We start from the raw sequence: 21,747 nt of genomic DNA on the forward strand, positions 1-21,747 counted from the left end.
GAATTTACCAGGACCGGGCCAGGAAACGCGTGAGGTTCGGCGATTGGGAGGTGCTGTTGTAATGGAATGGGTATAGCCGGAGCGCTGAAATCGTCCCCCTTTTAAAGGGCGGCATCATTAAAGCGGCAGCCCCCGGGAAGGAGGGGGCTTATCCGGTTATTTATAAATGAAAGGGCATCTGGCCTTTTGCCTGCAGGTCTCCTTTCAGGACCCTGGCAGCAGTAGTTTGAAATTCAGGAAGGTCCTGGCCCGAGACGATCACATCATAGGCCTTATGAAGGGAAGTTATCACCCGGATGGCATAAGGGTTACCAAACAACAGCAAAGTGACCCGATGGCGGTTCAGGAGTTGTTCTATAAGTTCCAGGTTGTCCGGGCTTATCCCAAAATTGGAATGGGGCTTTATATTGGGAGGATATAAAGCAATAGCTATAGGATCTCTGGTGCTGAGCTTCAGGGATCCCGTATTTTCTTCCACCCTTATGGTGGTTATTCTTTTTGTTTTCCGAAGTTCTTCCAGAAAGCCGTTCTCTTTTTCGTGTGCTCCGATACATACGAAGGTATCCGGGATGTCTGTGGCCGAAGGCTGTTCACTGAGCCTGATCATGCTGAGGGCCGCAATTTCACGGTTTATCTTCGAGGCCCTGACCAGGTCCGGGGCACCTTGTCTTTCCTTTTTCTGCAGCAATCCCACCTTTTCCTTCATGGCGAGAATTCGCGCAACCGAATCCTTTATTGCTGATTCCCCGCAATGGTCCAGGATCTTATTCTTGCCTTCTGCAATGTGTTCGGAAAAACAGAGAATATCGTTCCCGGCCTCGAAGGCTTTTTGTTCAAGGATTCCCTTTTCGGAGTATATTTTGCATACACTGTGCATATTGAGGGCATCCGAGATCACCACCCCATCAAAACCGAATTCTTCCCGAAGCAGGCCTTTAATGATCTTTTCTGAAAGGGTTGCAGGAAGCGTCTCGTGACCGCTAAGTGCGGGGACGGCGAGATGACCCACCATAACAGAATCTACTCCCCGGTCGATAAGAGCTCTGAAAGGGGCGAGGTCTTCCTTCAGCATCTCTGCTCTGGATCGTTTGATCACTGGCAGTCCCAGGTGGGAATCCACGGCCGTGTCTCCATGCCCGGGAAAGTGTTTAAGACTGTTCAGGATACCGGCATCTGCAAGGCCACGGCAGAATGCCGCAGCTTTTCGGGTAACGTTTTCCCGGGATTCACCGAAAGAGCGGTAGCCAATAACCGGATTGTCCGGATTGCTGTTAATATCCACCACGGGGGCAAGATTATAGTCGATACCTACAGACTTCAGGTCTTTCCCCATTTGAAGCGCGGCTTGGTAAATAAGGTCGTCTCCCTCCTCGGGCATAGCACCCAGGGTAATGGCGTAAGGATAACAGGGGGTGTTTTCCACGCGCATGGCAAGTCCCCATTCCGCATCAATACTTATCAGCAGGGGGATCTCAGAAAGCGATTGGTAATGCGCGATCAGGGATTTAAGTTTCTCCAGGCTGTCCCGATAGGCGATCACCTCTTTTTTCTCGTAATTCGTGGCCGCACTGGCCCGGCTGTGAAAAAAGGTGAGTCCTCCGATCTTGTGTTCCCGGATCAGGGTTTCGATCTGGCGGATGCCTTCTGCATCGTCATTGATAAACGCCGCAGGACAGAACAATTGCCCCGCCAGGTCATCCAGGGAGGAGTTGCTGAGTATTTTTGTGATGCTAGTCTTCATTTCTTTCCTGATCTTTTTTACCATAATCCTGTGGGAATTTTAAATAGCGAACAACGAGGATACCCGGAATAGCTGCGATGACCACCCAGACAAAAAAACCGGTGTATCCCAGTAATTCCTGGACATATCCGCTGATCATCCCCGGAACCATCATCCCGAGAGCCATAAACCCTGTGGCAATGGCATAATGCGAGGTTTTGGATATCCCTTCTGCGATATAGATGAGGTACATGAGATAGGCGGCAAATCCAAACCCGTACCCGAATTGCTCTATCACGACAACAACAGAAGCATACACCACGGACTCCGGGGTAAAAATGCTCAGCAGGACATAAAAGAGATTCGGCACGTTAAGGGCCAGGATCATGGGCAGCATCCATTTGCCCAGGCCATCCCTGGAGATAACGAACCCTCCAAGAATACCGCCCAGGGATAGGGCAATGATGCCCAGGGTTCCGTAAATGGTTCCTACTTCGGTGGTACTGAGCGCCAGGCCGCCTGTTCCCCGTTCATCCAGGAGGAAAGGGGAGGCCATTTTAACCAGTTGGGATTCGCCCAGACGATACAGGAGAATAAAGGCCAGGGCAAGACCAATCTGTTCTTTCTGGAAAAAGGACTTAAAAACACCCACGAAATCCAGGTGTTGTTTCGGGGCTTCGGTATCCTGGTATTCCACCTCCGGGGTGGTAAAGAAATTGATCAGGGTGAGTACTACCATAAGAAGCCCGGTGATAAGCATGGTATAGGACCACGCCCGGGTGTTGTCTCCATAATGCTCTTCGAGAAAACCGGCAACCACCACAATAAGTCCCTGTCCGGTGATCATGGCCAGGCGGTAAAAAGTACTTCTTACCCCGAGAAAAAAGGACTGCTTCTTTTCTGTGAGGGCGATCATATAATACCCATCAGAAGCAATATCATTGGTAGCAGAGGCAAATGCCGCCATCCAGAAACACGCCAGGGAAACCATAAAGAATGCTGAGGTTCCCAGGCTGAACCCGGTGAGGAGGAAGGCCAGAGCCACCAGGAGCTGCATACCAAGAAACCATTTGCGCTTGGTCCCCTTCAGGTCTACTATAGGGCTCCATATGGGCTTGATCACCCATGGAAGGTAGAGTAAACTGGTGTAGAGTCCGATATCGGCATTGCTGACGCCAAGTTTCTTATACATGATGACAGATACGGTAATCACGATCACATAGGGGATCCCTTCAGTAAAATAGAGGGAGGGTACCCACCACCAGGGGTTCTTGCTGTTTGCGGCTTCAGCCATTTCTTCTGAGTAGGTTTTCATATACACTTTTTTCGGAGCCTTCTATAACGACGGCATTGACATTCTTTTTATAGTATTCTTCAGGGCCAACCCCACCTATGATCCCGTAGGCATACCCCATTTCTCTAAGTGCCTGCAGGGCTTTTATCAGCAGTACCTTCCCGATCCCTTTTCCACGTGCTGCTTCCAGGGTGCCCGTGGGGCCAAAAAAGGCCTTTGCCGTGGTTTCGTAACATGCAAATCCCAGAATTTCATTGCCTTTCTGGGCGACAAAGCAGCTCACAGGTTGGCGGCTGAAGGCCACTTCTACCTCGTTGGCCCAGAATTCACTGAAATGGGTTCCTGCCCATTGACTCACCAGGCTTTTCTCCGGGGCAATAGGCCTGCGGATAACAATGCCTTCAGCAGCAAGTGCGTTTTCTTTGTCAGAAATATCCGGGAGTTCCGTTAGGCGAACAAGCATGTCTTTCATAAGCTGGTTTTTATAGTTTCAGGGTTTTCAATGCACTTTCGTTACCATAGCGATCGACCAGAGAAAAGATCAGGACACGACCTGCAGGGTTGGGAATGTCCACAGAGATCTTCTGATCGCTGCTGTACACCGGTACCACCGCTTTAATGGAGGCAGCGCGTTCGGCCTTTCGTTTGCTGGGACGTTTCAGGTCATAGACCACTACTTCCTTAATGGGGGCCGGAGCAGCAAGTTGTATCCCAAGGGTCAGGGTATCTTTTGTGTTGGCTTCCCCGGTAACCTCTGCTATTACAGGAGCAGACCCGGAACCCTTCATTGACGGAGCTATTGCCTTGTATTTGTAGGTTTCCCTGAGAAGTTCCACGATCTCATCACGATCCTTCATGAGCGACTTGGCACTAAAATAAATATTCCCGCCTACATTTTCGGCCTCCCTGGCAAGTTTTACCTGTTGAATGAGCTGGGTTTTATCTTTCCAGTCGGGGTCGTTGTCGGTCAGGGCCCTGTAGGCACCATTTCCTACGTACAGGTTGGCGTTTTCCGTATTTTGATCCCACCAGTTGAGGATGGTGCGGTGGGATGCCAGTTTGTGGTCCAGGGTCCAGTAGATCTGGGGAGCCAGGTAATCGATCCATCCGTTGCGCAACCAGGAAAGCGGATCGGCATACAGGTCGTCGTAGTTGGTTTGTCCGGCCTGGGTATCTGAGCCACGGGGATCAACAGACTTGTTTCTCCATACCCCAAACGGACTGATTCCGAATTGTACCCAGGGCTTTCTGGATTTAATGTTGTGATGGAGCTGACGGATAAGGCTGTCTACATTGGCGCGACGCCAGTCGTCGATCTCCTGCTCGCCATTGCGGTACCTGAGATAGGAGGTACTGTCTTTAAAAGTTTCGCCCTTGATCTTATACGGATAGAAATAATCGTCAAAATGAATGGCATCAATATCGTAGTTTTCCACCAGTTCATTGGTGATACTGGTGAGGTGGTCCTTCACCTCCGGAAGGCCCGGATCGTAATAGTATTTTTCTCCGTACCTGATCATCCATTCCGGGTGCTTGAAGAAGTCGTGATCTTTGCTAAGGCTTGCGGTGTCGAGATTGAAAGTAGCCCGGTAAGGATTCATCCAGGCGTGAAATTCCATCCCTCTTTGGTGGGTTTCCTCGATCATCCAGCGGAGGAGTTCATCATAGCCAGGTTCGGCCTGACCTTGCTGACCGGTCAGGTAGGCTGACCATGGCGATAGGGAAGAAGGGTAGAAGGCATCGCCGGCGGTACGGACCTGGACAATGGCGGTATTAAAGTGGAGTTCCTCGTAAAAATCCAGGATCTCCAGGTAATCTTGTTTTTTCTTTTGCAGGGCATCGGTACCGTTTTTAGGCCAGTCGATATTGACCACGGTGGCGACCCATGCGCCGCGGAGTTCGCGTTTAGGGGGTTGGTTCCTGTGGCTTCCGCAGGAAACCAGAAATGGAATTATAAGGAGATAGCGTAAGAGAGAAATCAGGTGTCTGTTCATGGCTTAATGAAGAAAAAGGCCCGCCCACAATTGGGCGGACCTTTTCCGATTAGGAATTCTAACTAATTCAAACTTGAGGGTCTGTTGGTGTATTGGTATTTTTATCGCGCTCCACGTTCGGGTAAGGATACCAGTTACGGTTACGTTCCGCATTGGCATCACCGGGTCCGGGACGTCCGAAACGACGGCTGTCTTCAAGTTTTAAGCCGCTCATGTACATTTCGATACAACGATTTTTATAGATCTCCGTCAGTAAGCTCGCCTGATCAGTTGCGCCGGTATAGGCCGATAATCCGGCTCCTAATCCAAAAGCGTCCTCAGCGCCAGTCTTGGTTCTAACGACATCAAGAGCGGTTACGGCCTGAGCGGCTTGACCTTCACGGGCATGGGCCTCAGCTATGATCAGGTCCATTTCTCCTGGCACATAGATTGGGATCGAGGCTTCATCAGCGGTAAAAAAGCCTTTCCCGTTAGCCTCATTGCCTTCCAGGTAAAAAGCAATTCTGCCATCGGCAGGGTCGGGAGCCAGAGCTCCTGTTAAGCCAAAATCTGGTAGCACATCGTAAACGTTGTTCGTAGTAAGCGAAGAACGGAATACCGGGTTCTGGGCTACGTTGTCGTAGATGAACACTGAGGTACTTCCGCGGTCTACTACGCTGGCGGCTGCAATGGCTTCAGAATGATTGCCCAGCATAAGCTGGTATCTTGCGATAAGAGCCTGTATAGCATTAGGCAGGTCGATATGATTTCCTACAGTATTTAATACGTTAGCAGGTACCTGGGTCCCTATTAATGAAGCCGCTTCCTGAAGACTGGAAACTGCAACCTGAAGTCCTTGTTCACGGGAAACAAATTCCTGATTAACTCCGGTTTCTACGGTTACATTTTCCCAGAACTGAGTCATGGTACCTATAGAAAGCGCTTTATAGAATAAGCCGTAAGCGCGAATGGCATCGGCTGTTTCGGCCGGAGCTGCATTCTGAGCATTATCAATCACCTTTTGTGCATTACTTCGCACTAAGTTCAGGTTGGTCCATAAATTGGTTACCACAGAGTTGCTTGGGGCCACACTGCTACCCCCGTTAAGCAAGGCGGCTAACTCGGCATTACCTGCATTAAGAAGGGTAAGCTCCATGGCGCTAAATCCTGCTCCGGAGATCGAGGTATATACGGAACTGGCGCCACCTACGCTATATTGGTATTCAAGGCCAACAATGGACCCCAGTAAACCGTTAGTTTCCTGCAGCACCAAATCTGAATTCGGTGCATTCGGGTTGTCAAAATCAGTCTCACAAGATGGCATGGAAACCATGATTCCCAGTGAGAGTAGTGAGGTATATATTATTTTCTTCATAGTTGTCATTTTTAGAATGAAGCGTTGAGTCTTAGTTGGAATGAAGCCGGTATTGGCACGTTACCAAAGTCATCTCCACGAACAACATTACTGTTTCCTGCAGAGTTAGTTTCTGGGTCATATCCAGAGTAGTCATCGAATGAGATCAGGTTTCTTCCGATCAAACTCACACTGAAATTTTCCATAGACCCCAGTTTTCCGAAGTCGTAGGATAATTGCAATTCTCTCAGCTTAATGAAAGAACCATCTTCCACGTGGAATTCCTGGATACGAGGTCCGCGGAACCCTCCAATGGCAGCTACCCAGCCACGAGGTACTTCTCCACGAAGTTCTGCCTCCGCCAGCTGCCCGGATCCTACGTTATTTCCGGTGATGGAGTTCCAGTTGTAAACTTCGAAACCACCCATGGCATCAAACTGCATTCTGAAGCTAAGGTTTTTATACGTGAATTCATTGATAAAACTCGCAGTATAATCTGGAATTGGGTCCCCCAGAACCTTACGGATCGGAGTGCCGGTTGGTTGACCATTTGCATCTCGCATCGGTTCTCCTGTAATATCATCTCCTCGCTCTACCTGCGGAAGTCCGTCGGCATCCAGGAGATAAGAACCATCGGGGTTACGCGCAAAATAAGTACCTACATAACTACTCAATTCTTCTCCGATCACAGCACTTTGTGTACCACCACCACCTCTCAGTGCTTCACCTGTACGTGCAGATGAGGTTATCGAGGTTACCTCGTTGTTGAGGGTACTTAAGTTAAAGGATGTATTCCAGGTGAAATTTTCATTTTTAACCGGAATGGCATTAACTAACATCTCGATACCACTATTGGTCATTGTTCCAATATTCGTAGTTGTGATACGCCCCCCCTGCGATGGAGCAAGAAAGACCGGTAAGATAAGGTCGGTGATATCCTGATTGAAATAAGTTCCCTGGAATGCAAGACGTCCTCCCAGGAAGGCCATATCAGCTCCCACCTCAAGTTCGCTCATTCGTTCCGGCTCAATCTCTTCATCACCAAGTCTGGTTGAAGGCACAAATCCTCCTAAAGATCCCAGAAGAATAGGACTGGACAATGTAAATCGGTCATAGGCTCCGATGGCGGTAAGGTTACCGGCATCCCCGTAGGAAGCGCGAAGCTTTAAGGTATTAAAGAACCCTTCCTTATTCCAAAAATCAAAGTCAGATAAGACAACAGATGTGCTCACTTTTGGATAAAACTGATTTCTTTGGTCCTTTCCGAAACTGGAGGCGCCATCAAATCGTCCTGCCAAGGTCAGGTATATCTTGTTGTCAAAACTTATGTTTTCCTGTAAATATCCACCCCAGATTGAAAGTTCACTTCTGGATTCACTTGGATTAGAGAAGTAGTTTTTTGCTGCACCGATGGTTTCAACAAAATCCAGAAGATCTCTACCTTCCGCACTGGACCGTTCTGAACGTCTGTAAAGGTAGTTTCCACCTACCGTACTGGTCAGTGAGAACATGTCGCTGATGTCCAGCTTATAACTGGCGGTAAAGTCGCTGGTACGGCTGAAGAAATTCAAGGTAGCAGTACTTACATATCCGTCAGGAAAGAAAGAGGCACTAACCGGTCCATAAGGGATTCTGGGCTGGAAGGTGTTTCCTTCCAGACTGTAGGTATCTATACCAAACGTGTACTTCAGGTTCAGATTCTCAATTGGAGTATAGTTAATGGTACTGTTGGCAATCATCCTGTTTGTTTCCTGAGTAATGTCGAAATCCTCAATTACCGTCAAAGGGTTCACCCTTTGTTGTTCTACGGGTAAAAGGTTTCCATCGGCATCACGCTCGGTGTAGTTCCATACATTATCAGTAATAAACATGGTGCTTATAGGGCTAAAGAAGTTGTTCCCATTAGGCTTGTCTTCACTACTTGAGTTGGTGTAGATGATTCCTGCATTGATGTTTAGCTTGTCACCAATTTTCTGATTTGCCGTAAGGCGAGCCCCGTACTTCTGGAAACTGGTGTTATCAATAATCCCCTGGTTACGACTGTAGTTGGTAGAGAAGTAATAATTACTTTTATCATTCCCTGAAGACATGGAAAAATTGTTATCTGTTCCATAGGCGATATCTCTGAAAACACCATCCTGGAAATCGTAGCGGGTCACAGCATAGGTGGTTTCATCAAGAGGTCCCCCCAGTCCGTTTGGTCCTGTTCCAGGGTTGGTTCCGCGATCGCCTCTAAGATTGGCGATCATCGTAAGACGATCTCCCGTGGTGGTAAGCCGTTCGTCTCCTGGAATACCAAAACGCTCCGGGAAATCATTAAAATCAAGACGCTTCCTTACATAGCTAACAGAAGCTGCCGTTGAAAATGAAATTTTAGGTTCTCCGGATTTTCCTTTTTTAGTGATGATTTGTACAACCCCATTCGATGCCAGAGACCCGTATATTGCTGCGGCCGAGGCCCCGCTTAATACCTCAATACTCTCAATGTCGTTTGGGTTGATGTCTACAAGTCTGTTTTGTCCCGCCTGGAAAGATGTTCCCATAGCATCAGCGTTCAGATTGATCACATTAGAGGTGCTGTTATCGACGATCACTCCGTCGATCACGTATAGCGGTTCTGATGATCCGGTAATTGTACTTGGACCTCTCAATCGCACTGAGAAACTACCTGCCGGATCCCCGGAGTTCTGGGTGATCTGTGCTCCGAGTGTTTTTCCTGAAAGTGCTGACAGAGCGTTATTTGATCCGGTGTTTGCGATGGATTCTGCCTTGATGGTGTTAATGGCATTTCCCAATTGTCTACGGTTGGTGCTTACTGCACTACCGGTTACCACCACTTCGTCAAGAGAGAGAAGGTCTTCAGAGAGTTGGAAATCGATGGTGTAATCGGTCTGACTTCCAACGTCTAAGGTGGCCCTGCTTGAGGTGAATCCAAGATAGGTGGCTTCAAGAACATAGGATCCTGACTCCAGGCCGACATTCAATTGATAATTTCCGTCGAAATCCGTGGTGGTACCTAAATTAGTTCCTGATACCGCAACAGATACCCCTACCAGCGGTGTGCCGCTGCTTGCATCTGTTACTTTCCCCGAAATGGAGACGATGTTGGCCTGAGCGATCATGGCCAACGGCAGCAACAGGAAGCCCAGAAACATCAGGGCTCTTGTTGTCCTACTGTTTTTAAGTAAGAATGTGTTGTTCATAATTTGAATTAGTTAATGAGTTATCGTTCTGTACTAATTGACAAAAGGCTGACTGGTGGTTGTTTTGGTTACGAAAACGTTTGAGAATCTGGGGCTTATCCCACTCAGGTCTCGTGTATGTGCAGCATTTTTGTACTATTAGCCTCTCAAATAAAGCAAAAAAAAACATATTGTGCAAGATATTGCAGTTTTTTGTAAGATAAATAAACATTTAACAGACAGTGTAGGAAAAATAAACTGCAAAAAGCTGCAGAAATAGAAATTTTGCTATATTTGTTAAAATCTCATTAAAAAAGCATGTTAAAAGCCGAACGCCATCAGCACATTCTGAACGAGGTGAGTATTCGAAGCCGGATACAGCTCTCGGATATTGCAGAATCCCTGGGAGTATCCATAGATACCATTCGCCGGGATGTCAAGGAACTCGATGATAAGAACAAGCTCAAGAAAGTGCACGGTGGGGCCCTTTCCCTGGGGTATAATGTATTTCCCTTTAGTAACAGTGAGGTTTTTAACAAGGAAATGAAGGCGCATATTGCCCAGAAGGCCATTGGCCTTATCAAGGAAAATGCAGTCATCCTGATGAGTGGGGGAACCACCAACCTGGAATTGGCGCGACTTTTACCGACCAATCTCGATATCACCGTGTTTACCCCCAGTTTACCCATTGCCATGCAATTGCTGGCACATCCCAAGGCGGATGTCATTCTTATCGGGGGGAAGATCTCCAAGAATGCCCAGCTGGCCATCGGAGCCCAGGTGGTCCAGGAACTGTCGAATATAAAAGCCGACCTGTGTTTCCTGGGAACCGGGTATCTCGACCTGGAGCATGGGCTCACGGAATTCGATTATGAGGTGGTGCAGGTGAAAAAGGCCATGATACAAAGTGCCAGGCGTACGGTGTCACTCTGTATTTCGGAAAAGCTTAATTCCGTACAGCGTTTTAAGACCTGTGATATCCAGGATATTGACGTGCTCATCACAGAATTACCCCCGGAAGCAGACATGCTTATGCCGTATAAGTCTTTTAACGTTAATCTAATTTAACCCGGTACAAAGAATGACAAAGATCACAGAACAATCCTCCTTATATGACCACCTTGAAGAAATGTCGACAAGGGATATATTGACCCATATTAACGAGGAAGATAAAAAAGTGGCAATTGCCGTAGAAAAGGTGATCCCACAGATCAAGAAACTGGTGGAGGAACTCACCGGACGTTTCCTCGACGGGGGACGCCTGTTTTATATCGGGGCCGGGACCAGTGGCCGCCTGGGGATACTCGACGCTTCGGAAATTCCCCCCACTTTCGGAATGCCCTTTGACCGCGTGGTTGGAATTATCGCCGGCGGAGACGGAGCCATACGAAAGGCGGTCGAATTTGCGGAAGACGATACAGAACAAGCCTGGAAAGACCTGAAGGCATTCGATATTAATGAAAATGATGTGGTGGTGGGTATCGCAGCATCCGGAACCACACCATACGTTCTCGGGGGTATAAAAGCCGCCCGCGAACACGGAATTCTCACTGCGGGCATTACCAATAACCCGGACTCTCCCCTGGCCGTAGAGGCGCAGATCCCGATTGAGATCAATGTGGGCCCTGAATTTGTAACCGGAAGTACCCGTATGAAAAGCGGTACCTCTCAGAAACTGGTCCTCAATATGATCAGTACTGCTCTTATGATCCGGATCGGAAGGGTGGAAGGGAACAAGATGGTGAACATGCAGCTTACCAATAAAAAACTCGTGGAACGGGGGATCCGCTTCCTGATGGAGGAAGAGGATGTGGATAAGGAAACTGCAGCAGCCTACCTGGAACGATTCGGTTCGGTTAAAAAAGCGATCTCTGCCCTTAGGGAAAACCGCGGATATTAGCGTCAGGCAAGTATTTTGAGCCGAGCAGTTTACACCAAAATCTAAAAATGACGTTTGCGCATGCCGTTGCAGCTTACGCGAAAATTCACAGGACTTTGAGGTTTGCAGCCCTGGTGTTGCCGGAGGTTCTTCCTAAGCATCTGTGAATGCAGACGGACATAGGAAGTTGAAAAAGCACCTTTTTAGCCTCCCGAAACACCACCTGCTTATTACTCTGATTTTAGTTCGCGGATGTATGTCCGCTGTGGATTCTAATCCGTAAAAGGCGGATTAGACCCGGGCTTCCCGGGTCCTGTCCACTTCAGGGATCGTGTCGGATAGTCTTACCCTTCTGTACCAGGCGCTATACCTAATGGCAAAGCCCATAGCGATCAGCATGACGGGCAATACAAAATACAGGAACCTTTTTAACATGTCATTATTTCTTAAAGTATTGAAAAGGCGTTAATATAGGTACGTCAGCAGGTAGTGAAGTAATAAAGTTATTGGCTTCTTTCAGGAATACTTGTATCCTTAATCCTTAATTTCACTGAAGATGTCGTTAGCATACGGTGGCTTTGCCCGGAAATCGGTTGCGTACATATATTTCAGATGGAATAGGAATAACCCGAACGAACTTCATACTTTATTTTTTTCCCATCCCTACATCCCCACCTCCCCACATCCCCACCTCCCTAACTCCCCACATCCCTTCATCACCTCACTACTTTGTTATATCTTTAAGGAAAAAATATCTCTATGCGTAATACTTTACTGCTATGTCTGATGTGTTCCCTGTTCTGGGCATGTAAACAGGAAGCCCGTCAGCAGGACGATGTTCTGGTTTATAACGAGGAGCATCTCCTCGAGGAACAACAGCAACATGAAAACCCGAGAATGCGTTTCAAGCTCATCACTTCCAGGGTAGACCGTGAAGATCTTTTTGCTTCCTTCGAAAAGGAGCTCAATGCCTTTGGAGAAGCGCGCTATATAAATATGAAGCCTCTGGTTCTGGAGCGTACCATACCTGAACTTCAGTCATCTGTGGCAGCAGGGGAGTTTACCTATCGCGAATTATGCCTGTTCTATCTGTGGCGTATCCAAAAATTTGAAAGCGATCCGGAAACCGCTCTGCACACCATTATCAGCCTGAATCCTGATATTCTGCAAAAGGCAGAAGAGCGCGACCTCAAACGAACGGAGGTCCCGGACCGCCATCCGCTGTACGGGATGCCGGTGCTTCTCAAGGATAATATCGGGGCTTCAGGAATGCCCACAACCGCCGGGGCAGTAGCTTTGATAGACAACCATCCGGAAGATGCTTTTATTACAAAGCAGCTTAAAAAGCACGGGGCTTTGATCCTTGGAAAGGTAAATCTTAGTGAATGGGCTTATTATTTTTGCCAGGGGTGCCCTGTAGGGTATTCGGCCGTGGGCGGGCAAACCCTCAATCCTTACGGACCCCGAAAATTTGAAACCGGAGGATCGAGCTCCGGCAGTGGAGTAGCGGTGGCTGCAAATTATGCGGTAGCTGCCGTAGGTACGGAAACTGCGGGATCTATCCTTTCTCCTTCCGGTCAGAATGCGGTAGTGGGGTTAAAGCCTACGGTGGGTGTGCTCGGTAGAACGGGAATCGTCCCGATCTCCAGTACCCTGGATACTCCCGGGCCAATGACCCGAAGCGTGGTAGATAATGCTATAATGATGGATGCCATGTCGGGAGAAGATCCTGATGATGCGGCTTCGGTGGTGGAATCCTTTGATTACCTAAAGGGCCTGGATACCCTGACTCTTGCGGGAAAGACCTTTGGGGTGTATCAGCCGTATATGGAAAGGGATACCCTGTATTCGCAAACCGTCAGGACTCTGGAAGAAGCCGGAGCTCAACTGCAGTATTATGAAGAGCAGGAAGGTACGGAATTACAGGGGTTTCTTACCCTGCTTAATATCGACATGAAATACGACCTTCCCCAATACCTCGATACCCAGGCATCCAGAAATATTATGGTTCACGATGTGGCCGATGTGGTCGAATTCAACCTTCAGGATTCCCTGGTGCGAATGCCTTACGGGCAGGCCTTATTCGAGGGGATCCTGAAAGACAGTACAACCACTACCGAACTGGAGGCTATTAAGGAGCGTCTCAGGATTGCCGGGCAGCGGGTATTCGATCCTGCGCTGAAGGCCGGAAATGTAGATGCATTCCTGTCGGTCAATAATTATTCTGCGGCTCATGCGGCGGTGGCGAAATATCCTGCTCTATGTTTACCCATGGGCTATCGCAATGATGGAGAGCCCGCCGGGATTACCCTTATCGGACTGCCGTATTCGGAGCCGGAGTTGCTGCAGCTGGGGTATGCGATCGAACAGGTGCTTAAAGCGAGAAAGAGTCCATCTAAATATAATTAAGAACTCATGACGGAGAAAAACCTGGATATCATTACCAAGATCATCGCCTATTACTCTGCATTCTATATGGGGGTTAAGCTGTATTATGTGCTTAGTGGGGTGCCGGATGGGAATGCACAGCTTACCCTGGCTATGATACTTTTTCTAATAGCCTTTACAGGATTTTATTTATTGCACAAGGGGAGGCAAAACTGGATTTATGCCATTTTCGGGATCCTTGCAGTGAGCCTGCTCCGGTATTTCGAGGCCGACCTTGTGGTGATATTGCAGGATTTTTGGGCAAACCTTTTGGCCGGGAAATGATGGCCATTCGCTGATAAATCAGGGGGTGGTGGCGAAAACGGCTGTTTTTGCCACCTTCCTCTTCTCAATCTTCACTGCCTCCCGATTTTCGTTTGCCGACTCCGGAAAAATACCTTTTAAATACTTCGCGAAATACCGCATCTTATCGTAATTTTGCCCACTTAGAAATTCAGAGGCATGAGAACGAGGTCATTAAAGAAGAATAAGATCAATGTAGTTACCCTGGGATGTTCCAAGAACGTTTACGACAGTGAAGTGTTGATGGGGCAGTTAAAAGCCAGTGGTAAGGAAGTTGTACATGAAGAAGAAGGCAATGTCGTGGTCATCAATACCTGTGGCTTTATTAACAATGCCAAGGAAGAGAGTGTGAACACCATCCTGGAATACCTGCAGAAGAAAGAGGCGGGGGAAGTGGATAAGGTATTTGTTACCGGATGCCTTAGCGAGCGCTATAAACCGGACCTGGAAAAGGAGATTCCGGATGTGGATCAGTATTTTGGTACCTCAGACCTTCCGATATTGCTTAAGGCACTTGGGGCCGACTACAAGCATGAACTGATAGGAGAACGACTAACTACCACCCCGAAAAATTATGCCTACCTGAAGATCGCCGAAGGATGCGATCGTCCCTGTAGTTTCTGCGCTATCCCGCTCATGCGGGGGAAACACCGTTCCACCCCCATCGAAGACCTCGTTACCGAGGCTGAAAAGCTGGCTGCAAATGGGGTAAAGGAATTGATTTTGATCGCTCAGGACCTCACCTATTACGGGTTAGACCTGTATAAAAAACGTGCACTTGCTGAGCTTTTAAAAGCTTTGGTTAAGATCGATGGGATCGAATGGATCCGTTTACACTACGCTTTCCCGACTGGGTTCCCTGTAGATGTTCTCGAGGTGATCCGGGAAGAACCTAAGGTGTGTAATTATATCGATATTCCTTTGCAGCATATTTCAGACAAGATCCTGAAATCCATGCGAAGAGGTACTACCTATGAGAAAACGACCTCGCTGTTAAAGGACTTCAGAAAAGCGGTTCCGAATATGGCCATCCGAACTACGCTTATCGTGGGGTATCCCGGAGAGACGGAAGAAGATTTCCAGATCCTGAAAGACTGGGTTAAGGAGATGCGATTCGAACGTCTGGGATGCTTTACTTACAGCCATGAAGAGAATACCCATGCCTATAACCTCGAGGATGATGTACCGGAGGAAGTGAAAGAGCAGAGGGCATCGGAGATCATGGATATCCAGTCGCAGATCTCCTGGGAACTCAACCAGGAGAAAGTGGGTCACACCTACAGGTGTATCATAGACCGCAAGGAAGGAAATTACTTCGTGGGAAGAACCGAGTTCGATTCTCCGGATGTGGATAACGAAGTGCTTATCGATGCCGCCGAGCACTATGTGAGGATAGGGGAGTTCGTCGAGGTGGAGATCACCGATGCGGGCGACTTTGACCTTTACGGAGTGCCTGTCAATGCAGAAGATTCCGGGAAATAGGTTAAAAACTTTTTTAACACCTCTTGTTCCTGCATCAGGATCGCTGATCATTCGGTCCTGGGGAGCTTACCAGGTTGTCTTGCAGATCGCTGTTGAATTTTAATGCCAGTTCATCATTTTCAAGGCTGATAGCAGCTTCCATGGCACCCTTTAGCGACCGGGATCGTTTTGGTGCTTTCTTCAGGGTGTGTTTATATTCCTGAAGTGCTTCTCCATTTCGGTTTTGTGCCAGAAGCCAGTCGGCGTAGAGTTCATGAGCCGGCTTTTGGATAACCGGAGGGCCATAACTGTAGCTTATCTGGTCTTCCAGGGTAACAGCCTGTCTTAAGAAAGATTCAGTTTTTGGGGTGTCCTCGCTAAGCCATGCCTGCAGGGCTTTTAGTTGCCATATCATGACCTGTGTTAATTGGAGGTCGGTCTTATTGGCAGTTTCCCTGTCTAAATTGGTGCACCCCGAATAACCTTTAGCCAGGTTGTCTACTAAAACAGCTTCCCGGTTTAAGGATTTTTCCAGGTCTGCTATCGTGGATGCAAGCTTTTCCTTGTTTTTTTCTGAAAAGGCCTGCATTCCCTCTGTAAAGGCATATTGTCCGCGAACGACAATGTTCAGGTCTTCAACTTCAACCGGGATCTCAGCTACAGGATGTTGCCAGTCACCGGATTCCACCAGGTAAGTGCCTTTGAGAAAAACCAAATGGCTGCGCCCGCGTTTAGACGGTGTTTCCTTTATATAGTCATTCAGGTTTAATGCCATGGTTGCAGCCTCCGCTGCCCGGCCCTGCTGCAGGTAACCGTATTGAAGCCAGTGGAAGGAGTGGTACCCTCTGGCATCGTTAGATAGTTTTTTGCGTTCCATTCTGTTCAGGCTGGCGCCATAGGAGTCTTCATTGGAGGCAACCACCTTATCCCACATACCCATGGCCACATAAATATGCGATGGCATATGAAGGGCGTGCGCAGCATCGGGAGCTACTATGGCATAGGCATCGGCAGCCTCAAGTGCCAGGCGGGCATGGTCAGGGTCATCATAAGAATGGATCAGGTAATGAAGGGCGCCCGGATGTTCCGGATTGGATTTCAGTACTTTTTTCGCCATTTCAGCGGCTTTCCCATAGATCTCATAATCCCGTCCTTCAGAAACAGTACCTAAGAGGGACAGGGCGTAAAATGCGGTTATTTCCTGATTTTCCGGGAATTGCTCGTGAAGATCTCCTAGATATGCTGAATATTCCAGGTCTCTCTGCGGTTTGGGCTTTTCTTTTTGGTAGAGCAGCTCTACAGCATTGATCAGGCTTTTTTCCAGGTCAGAATCCGCTTTTAACCCGGCTCTGTTATGCATACGATCAAGACAGGCCGTTGCCTGCTCAAAATCCTGTTCAAACCAGATGCTGTGATTAAAGGTCATGGCCTGCCCCCAGTAAGCCATGGCCATATCGGGATCTGCAGTTTCAGCAGCTTCAAACGCTTCCCGGGCATCCGTATACTCAAAACTGTGTAGAAGCAATAAGCCTTTTTTAAAATGGGCTTTTGCCGCTTCATTCCCACTCACCTCCAGGTTGACCACCCCTAATTGATGTGCACGGTTTTCATTTTTTTGATTGCAGGACAACATCAGGCCCAGGCAAAGGAAGGTTAAAAAATATTTCATCGTCTACGTTTTATCAGTTAGATCCATGGTTGCAGCTGTAAACCTGCAAGATGGTCTGTTAAAGTTACGCATATTTATGTATCGTTTTGAAAATGAAGCGTGTTGAGTGCCTCAAACCTGATAGAGTAAAAACCTGGCAAGCGGACGGAATTACATTTTCTTGCCAAAAAGGCAGGTAAATAAATTACCTTTACACTACCAACCAATAACTTATTTCATTGTATACAACATCCAAACCATTAGCTGCCCCTGTTACCGGGATTCAGCGCATCCAGGCCCTCGATGTGATCAGGGGAGTGGCCTTGCTGGGAATTCTGTTAATGAACATCACCGGTTTCGGCCTTCCTTTTGCCTATGAAGACCCATCCTTGGCAGGTGGGGATGAAGGACTGAACCTTTTGGTTTTTCAAATCACATCCTTGTTTTTTGAAGGTACTATGCGCGGATTGTTTACCATGCTCTTCGGAGCGGGATTTATCCTGCTAACCGCCAGGCTGGAAAACAAGGGACTGGGAATAACCACGGCAGATGTGTATTACCGGAGGGTTTTGTGGCTTTTGCTGTTTGGAGTGATTCATTCTTATGTGCTGTTATGGCCGGGAGATATCCTGTATCATTACGGATTGTTCGGGCTTTTTTTGTTTCCGCTGAGAAACACCAAAGCACGGTATTTGTGCATGGCAGGACTCCTGATCATGGGAATAGCCGTTTGGGAAGCCTGGGGTTCGTATAAGGATACGAAAGAAGAGGAGGTGACGGCCTCTGAATATATGGCCCTGAGGGATCAGGGCGTCATACTCAATGCAGAGCAGGAGGAGGCTGTGGAAGCCTGGGGAATGATGGCTGAAAAACAGTCGCCTGAACGGGTTGCTGAAGAAACTGAGGTGATGCGTCAGGGCTATGTCGATATTTTTAAACACCTGGCTCCTTACTCCAGGTTTTGGGAGTCTAAGGCCACTTATAAATTTATTATCTGGGATATTCTGAGTTTCTTATTGTTGGGAATGGCGCTTTTTAAATGGAGGGTTCTCACCGGAGAGCGGTCTCTGAAATTTTATGCAGCCCTGCTCCTCATCGGGTATGGGGTTGGCCTGGCCATTAATTATTACGAGCTGCAATTGATACAATCCCGTGATTTTTTCGTGATAGACATGGTAAAGGCAGGACTTACCTATGAACCCGGGCGTCTTTTTATGACCCTTGGACATATTGGTGCGGTGATGCTTTTTGTGAAGAGTGAATTCTTTGTTTTACTGAAAAAGGGACTGGCAGCGGTAGGCAGAATGGCGCTTACCAATTACCTGATGCATACGGTTGTCTGCATTTTTTTCTTTTACGGATTCGGATTCGGATTTTTTGGAAAACTGCAGCGTTATGAGCTGTACTATGTGGTGTTCGCTGTGTGGGCATTTCAGTTGATCCTGAGTCCGGTGTGGTTGAAGTATTTTAAATACGGACCCATAGAGTGGCTTTGGAGGAGTCTCACTTATAAAAAAGTTCAGGATTTCAGGAGGTAATTCTCCGGTGGGTATGGTAATACCCGCTTACCATTCAGAAAATGCCTGCCTTAGGGCTTCATCCAGTTTTTTGGATTTGCTCTTCTCCGATTCCGGAATAACACCTGAGATGGCGCATTGCCACAACAGATTTTGATTTTTGGCATCTACCAGGTGAATGTCCAGGGTACCTTCCCTATAGGTTCTCACCACCACCTCCTCGCTCTTCCAGCTGTAATTGCGCTGCCCGATATATCTTGGGGCGTCAGTTCGGAAATCGGTCTCCCTGGTTTGTACTTTTTTCTCGACAACAATCCCCAGGTTGATCAGAATATCGGGAGTTCGCTCATCAGGAATCAATCCTTTAGTTCTTAACTGCAAGGAAATGGCTTCTTTGAGGTTTTCGAGGTTGTCATCATATTGCTCCGGAATGGTATCGCCTTTGGAGGTGACTTCATAAAATCCAAAACTCCGGTATTCCGAGGGCTGAAAGGAATCATCTTTTACCCTGGTGATCACCTCAGGAGCAGCACACCCCAGCAAACATATGGCTGCAAGCGTGGCGATGAGCGTGTATTTTTTAGGTATCATAGTATTTAAAATTAATGTCCTCCGCGGCCCCGGCGCATCATGGTTCTTCCCGGAATGGATGTGGGGCGGGTGGCACCGGGGGGGCGGGTTGCCGGTTGTCGGGAGTAATTTCTTGTATTTCCACGGGGAGAATTTCCCAGGTTGGAAGGACGGTTCCCGGTCCAGGCTCCGGATGGAATTCCGGACCTGTTGGATGTCTTTTTCCAATCGGGATCAACTTTTCTGGGATTGTTCCGAGGAACGGCGGGCGACACATTTCTGTTCAGGTCGCGGGTAGCCGGCGTTGCATTGGCCGGCCTGGAACGGTTTAACTCCTGCCTGTTCCGAACCCCCTCATTACGCCCCTGGAAAGACCGGTCAGGATACCGGGTGGCTAGGTCCCGCCGGCTGATATTATTCTGAATATTTACCGCGGTATTACTCCGGCGAACATTGGTATACCGGTAGGTGTTGCTGATGTTAATATGGAGATGAACATTGCTCCTGTATGTATATGGAGGGTACGGACGCCATGGCCTGAAGTAGGGAGGGTAATACCCCCAGTACCAGGGGGAGACCCATGGCCGGTACAATGGCCCCCAAAACCAGGTAAAGATAACTGGCGGTCTGACATATACGGGTTCAATAATATACTGCGGTCCATAGATATAGGTGTTGCCAATCACCTGAACAGAAGTGTCCTTTCCGTCTTTTCTTTCCACATCAATGGTGGCCACATCCTGATACCGATCTTCCCCGAGCACCGACTGTATGGTAACCACATGAGTGTTGCCCTTTGTGCTGCTTACCACCCTTAGGTAGTCCACATTTCCGTCTTCATTCAGGTCCAGGTTGGATAACTTCAGGTCCGGGTCATTCAATTTCCTTTCAAATTCTTCCAGGTCCTTGCATTCTCCAAATACCGAGGCAACAGCCTCCAGGTCAAGATTGTCGCTTATGTCGCTACTACTGGCACTAACCCGGTTCTTTTCCTGGCTGAATCCGGCCTGGAAAAGCAAAAACAGGAACAGTACCATACGGGTGGAATACGTCATTTACGGTAAAATTTATTTCGACCTCTTAAAGTTAGGTAATCTCTTGAAATTCAGCAATGTTGTCCCGGTGCTGTAATTCGAACGTTCCCCAATTATTTTGGATAGTTAATCGAAACAGGATGACCCTAAATATAAATATTGTGTTAAATTTATAAGACGTAAAAAGCTGACCTTGAGTTGTTTGTATTCTAAATATCTGCTGCGAGCCTCGTTCTTGTTGTTCCTTGTAATTAGTCTGAATTCCTGTTCTCTGCTCAGGATTGAGAGTGCCCAGGAACCCTTAAGCCGGACAGCTCTGAACACTCGGATCGTCACCCAAAGCTTTGCCCAAACGGCATCCTCCAGGGTCGAGAAAATGGCGGATAGTATTCTGGAGCTTCCCCATACTTTCGAAACGGAGAAGGCCGCCTATCTCTGGAAGATCAAAACCTTAAAGACCTATGCCAGCAGTGCATTTCAGACCTCCCCTGAGGTAGGTCTGCTCGATACCTGGGTAATTACCCGGCAGCTGGACGATTTCATGCATTCGGAGCAGGCCCGGACCATTTTTATGGAGCATACCCCCCTGGTCAGGGAAACTACCAGCTTGAATCTCGGGGATATTTCACAACGGGCCAGCCAGGTACTGCCTGCAGCGACCTTTTCGGAGTACCGGAACCTTGTGGATACCTATGCCCAGGCACATCCGCTGACCGATCTCGACTTTGCCGAACAATCGCTCAGAGATGTGTATTACCAGTATAAGGGCATTCCGGACTCTTTAGCCATTCAGACTGTCGGAACCTTAAGTGAGGTAGTGGCCGATTTGTCTAACCGGTTCTCTTATGGCACCAGTGCCGCCAGCAAGAATCTCAGGTGGGGTACTCAGTTATTTCTTGCAGAGCGTGGCTGGGATTCCATGAACCTTCAGCAGCGCATGCAGGTTATCGATTCCCAGCTGGACCGCCTTATTGCCACCGTAGAGGTGGCGCCGGATAAATTTCAGGTCTCCCTCCGCGAATTACAGGGAAACCTGAGGGTGCTCTTTACCGGGCTGGATACCACCCTGAGCGAGTCCATGGTATACATGGACAGGCAGCGGGAGGCTGTAGACAGTATGATCATGAGGGAACGGATGGCCCTGGACACCATAGTGGCCAGGGAGCGGGCTGCCATCGCAGATGAACTGATCGAACTCACCGATACCTTTATGGAGGAAGTCGGGGATATTGTAAAAAATATCCTGATCTATGCTATTATTCTGGTGGTCATTATTCTCGTATTCCCTTTTGCTGCAGGTTTTTATTTGGGAAAGGTATATAAACGTAAAAAAGCACTAGAAGAACGTAATAGTACCTGAGAATAAGTTAATTAATTACTAAATT

17 protein-coding genes are annotated in these 21,747 nt (G+C 48.1%); 7 read left to right on the top strand and 10 right to left on the bottom strand.

Features of this window, described 5'->3' with window-relative positions:
• Window positions 1–160 precede the first annotated feature (160 nt).
• From K7R11_RS05305 to K7R11_RS05330, 6 genes are all read right to left on the bottom strand, one after another.
• Window positions 161–1,741, bottom strand: coding sequence for a glycoside hydrolase family 3 protein (locus K7R11_RS05305; protein ID WP_224489243.1), 1,581 nt, complete (start codon window positions 1,739–1,741; stop codon window positions 161–163).
• On the bottom strand, window positions 1,731–3,035 hold the full coding sequence (locus tag K7R11_RS05310; RefSeq protein ID WP_224489246.1) for an MFS transporter: 1,305 nt from the start codon (window positions 3,033–3,035) through the stop codon (window positions 1,731–1,733). Before K7R11_RS05310 ends, K7R11_RS05305 begins: the two co-directional genes overlap by 11 nt.
• Entirely contained in the window at window positions 3,007–3,486 is a 480-nt protein-coding gene (locus K7R11_RS05315; protein ID WP_224489249.1) for a GNAT family N-acetyltransferase, read from the bottom strand. Before K7R11_RS05315 ends, K7R11_RS05310 begins: the two co-directional genes overlap by 29 nt.
• A 10-nt stretch (window positions 3,487–3,496) precedes the next feature.
• On the bottom strand, window positions 3,497–5,008 hold the full coding sequence (locus K7R11_RS05320) for a glycoside hydrolase family 10 protein (protein WP_224489251.1): 1,512 nt from the start codon (window positions 5,006–5,008) through the stop codon (window positions 3,497–3,499).
• A 67-nt stretch (window positions 5,009–5,075) separates the two neighbouring features.
• Window positions 5,076–6,362: a RagB/SusD family nutrient uptake outer membrane protein gene (locus tag K7R11_RS05325; RefSeq protein ID WP_224489252.1), complete on the bottom strand. Its 1,287-nt coding sequence runs from the start codon at window positions 6,360–6,362 to the stop codon at window positions 5,076–5,078.
• Window positions 6,363–6,373: 11 nt separating this feature from the next.
• Entirely contained in the window at window positions 6,374–9,544 is a 3,171-nt protein-coding gene (locus tag K7R11_RS05330) for a SusC/RagA family TonB-linked outer membrane protein (RefSeq protein WP_224489253.1), read from the bottom strand.
• A 297-nt stretch (window positions 9,545–9,841) separates the two neighbouring features.
• Between K7R11_RS05330 and K7R11_RS05335 the strand changes: the two genes are divergently transcribed.
• Window positions 9,842–10,591, top strand: a complete 750-nt coding sequence (locus K7R11_RS05335) for a DeoR/GlpR family DNA-binding transcription regulator (RefSeq protein ID WP_224489254.1) — start codon at window positions 9,842–9,844, stop codon at window positions 10,589–10,591.
• A gap of 13 nt (window positions 10,592–10,604) precedes the next feature.
• Window positions 10,605–11,423: an N-acetylmuramic acid 6-phosphate etherase gene (gene murQ / locus K7R11_RS05340; RefSeq protein WP_224489255.1), complete on the top strand. Its 819-nt coding sequence runs from the start codon at window positions 10,605–10,607 to the stop codon at window positions 11,421–11,423.
• Window positions 11,424–11,693: 270 nt separating this feature from the next.
• On the opposite strand, the gene K7R11_RS05345 is transcribed toward murQ, so the two are convergent.
• Complete coding sequence (locus tag K7R11_RS05345; RefSeq protein WP_224489256.1) at window positions 11,694–11,837, bottom strand: hypothetical protein; 144 nt, start codon at window positions 11,835–11,837, stop codon at window positions 11,694–11,696.
• Between the two features lie 324 nt (window positions 11,838–12,161).
• Between K7R11_RS05345 and K7R11_RS05350 the strand changes: the two genes are divergently transcribed.
• The 3 genes from K7R11_RS05350 to rimO all read left to right on the top strand — a co-directional run bounded on the left by K7R11_RS05350 (window position 12,162) and on the right by rimO (window position 15,614).
• Window positions 12,162–13,811 carry an amidase family protein gene (locus K7R11_RS05350; protein ID WP_224489257.1) on the top strand — a complete coding sequence of 550 codons (1,650 nt, stop codon included), beginning with the start codon at window positions 12,162–12,164 and terminating at the stop codon, window positions 13,809–13,811.
• Between the two features lie 6 nt (window positions 13,812–13,817).
• Window positions 13,818–14,114 (top strand): hypothetical protein, encoded by a 297-nt coding sequence (locus K7R11_RS05355; protein WP_224489258.1) that lies wholly within the window; start codon window positions 13,818–13,820, stop codon window positions 14,112–14,114.
• Between the two features lie 177 nt (window positions 14,115–14,291).
• The gene (gene rimO, locus K7R11_RS05360) at window positions 14,292–15,614 is read left to right on the top strand and encodes a 30S ribosomal protein S12 methylthiotransferase RimO (protein ID WP_224489260.1); all 1,323 of its coding nucleotides are present in this window, start codon (window positions 14,292–14,294) and stop codon (window positions 15,612–15,614) included.
• A 34-nt stretch (window positions 15,615–15,648) separates the two neighbouring features.
• On the opposite strand, the gene K7R11_RS05365 is transcribed toward rimO, so the two are convergent.
• A complete protein-coding gene (locus tag K7R11_RS05365; RefSeq protein ID WP_224489262.1) occupies window positions 15,649–17,262 on the bottom strand; it encodes a tetratricopeptide repeat protein in 1,614 nt (537 codons plus the stop codon).
• Between the two features lie 218 nt (window positions 17,263–17,480).
• Here K7R11_RS05365 and K7R11_RS05370 point away from each other — a divergent pair, with 218 nt between their 5' ends.
• Complete coding sequence (locus K7R11_RS05370) at window positions 17,481–18,779, top strand: DUF418 domain-containing protein (RefSeq protein ID WP_224489264.1); 1,299 nt, start codon at window positions 17,481–17,483, stop codon at window positions 18,777–18,779.
• A 27-nt stretch (window positions 18,780–18,806) separates the two neighbouring features.
• Here K7R11_RS05370 and K7R11_RS05375 read toward each other — a convergent pair whose 3' ends face one another.
• Entirely contained in the window at window positions 18,807–19,349 is a 543-nt protein-coding gene (locus K7R11_RS05375) for a DUF4136 domain-containing protein (RefSeq protein ID WP_224489266.1), read from the bottom strand.
• Between the two features lie 11 nt (window positions 19,350–19,360).
• Complete coding sequence (locus K7R11_RS05380; RefSeq protein ID WP_224489268.1) at window positions 19,361–20,383, bottom strand: hypothetical protein; 1,023 nt, start codon at window positions 20,381–20,383, stop codon at window positions 19,361–19,363.
• 172 nt (window positions 20,384–20,555) lie between these two features.
• Between K7R11_RS05380 and K7R11_RS05385 the strand changes: the two genes are divergently transcribed.
• Window positions 20,556–21,722, top strand: a complete 1,167-nt coding sequence (locus K7R11_RS05385; protein ID WP_224489270.1) for a hypothetical protein — start codon at window positions 20,556–20,558, stop codon at window positions 21,720–21,722.
• Window positions 21,723–21,747: the final 25 nt, after the last annotated feature.

Source organism: Robertkochia flava, assembly GCF_020166515.1.
Taxonomy (GTDB): domain Bacteria; phylum Bacteroidota; class Bacteroidia; order Flavobacteriales; family Flavobacteriaceae; genus Robertkochia; species Robertkochia flava.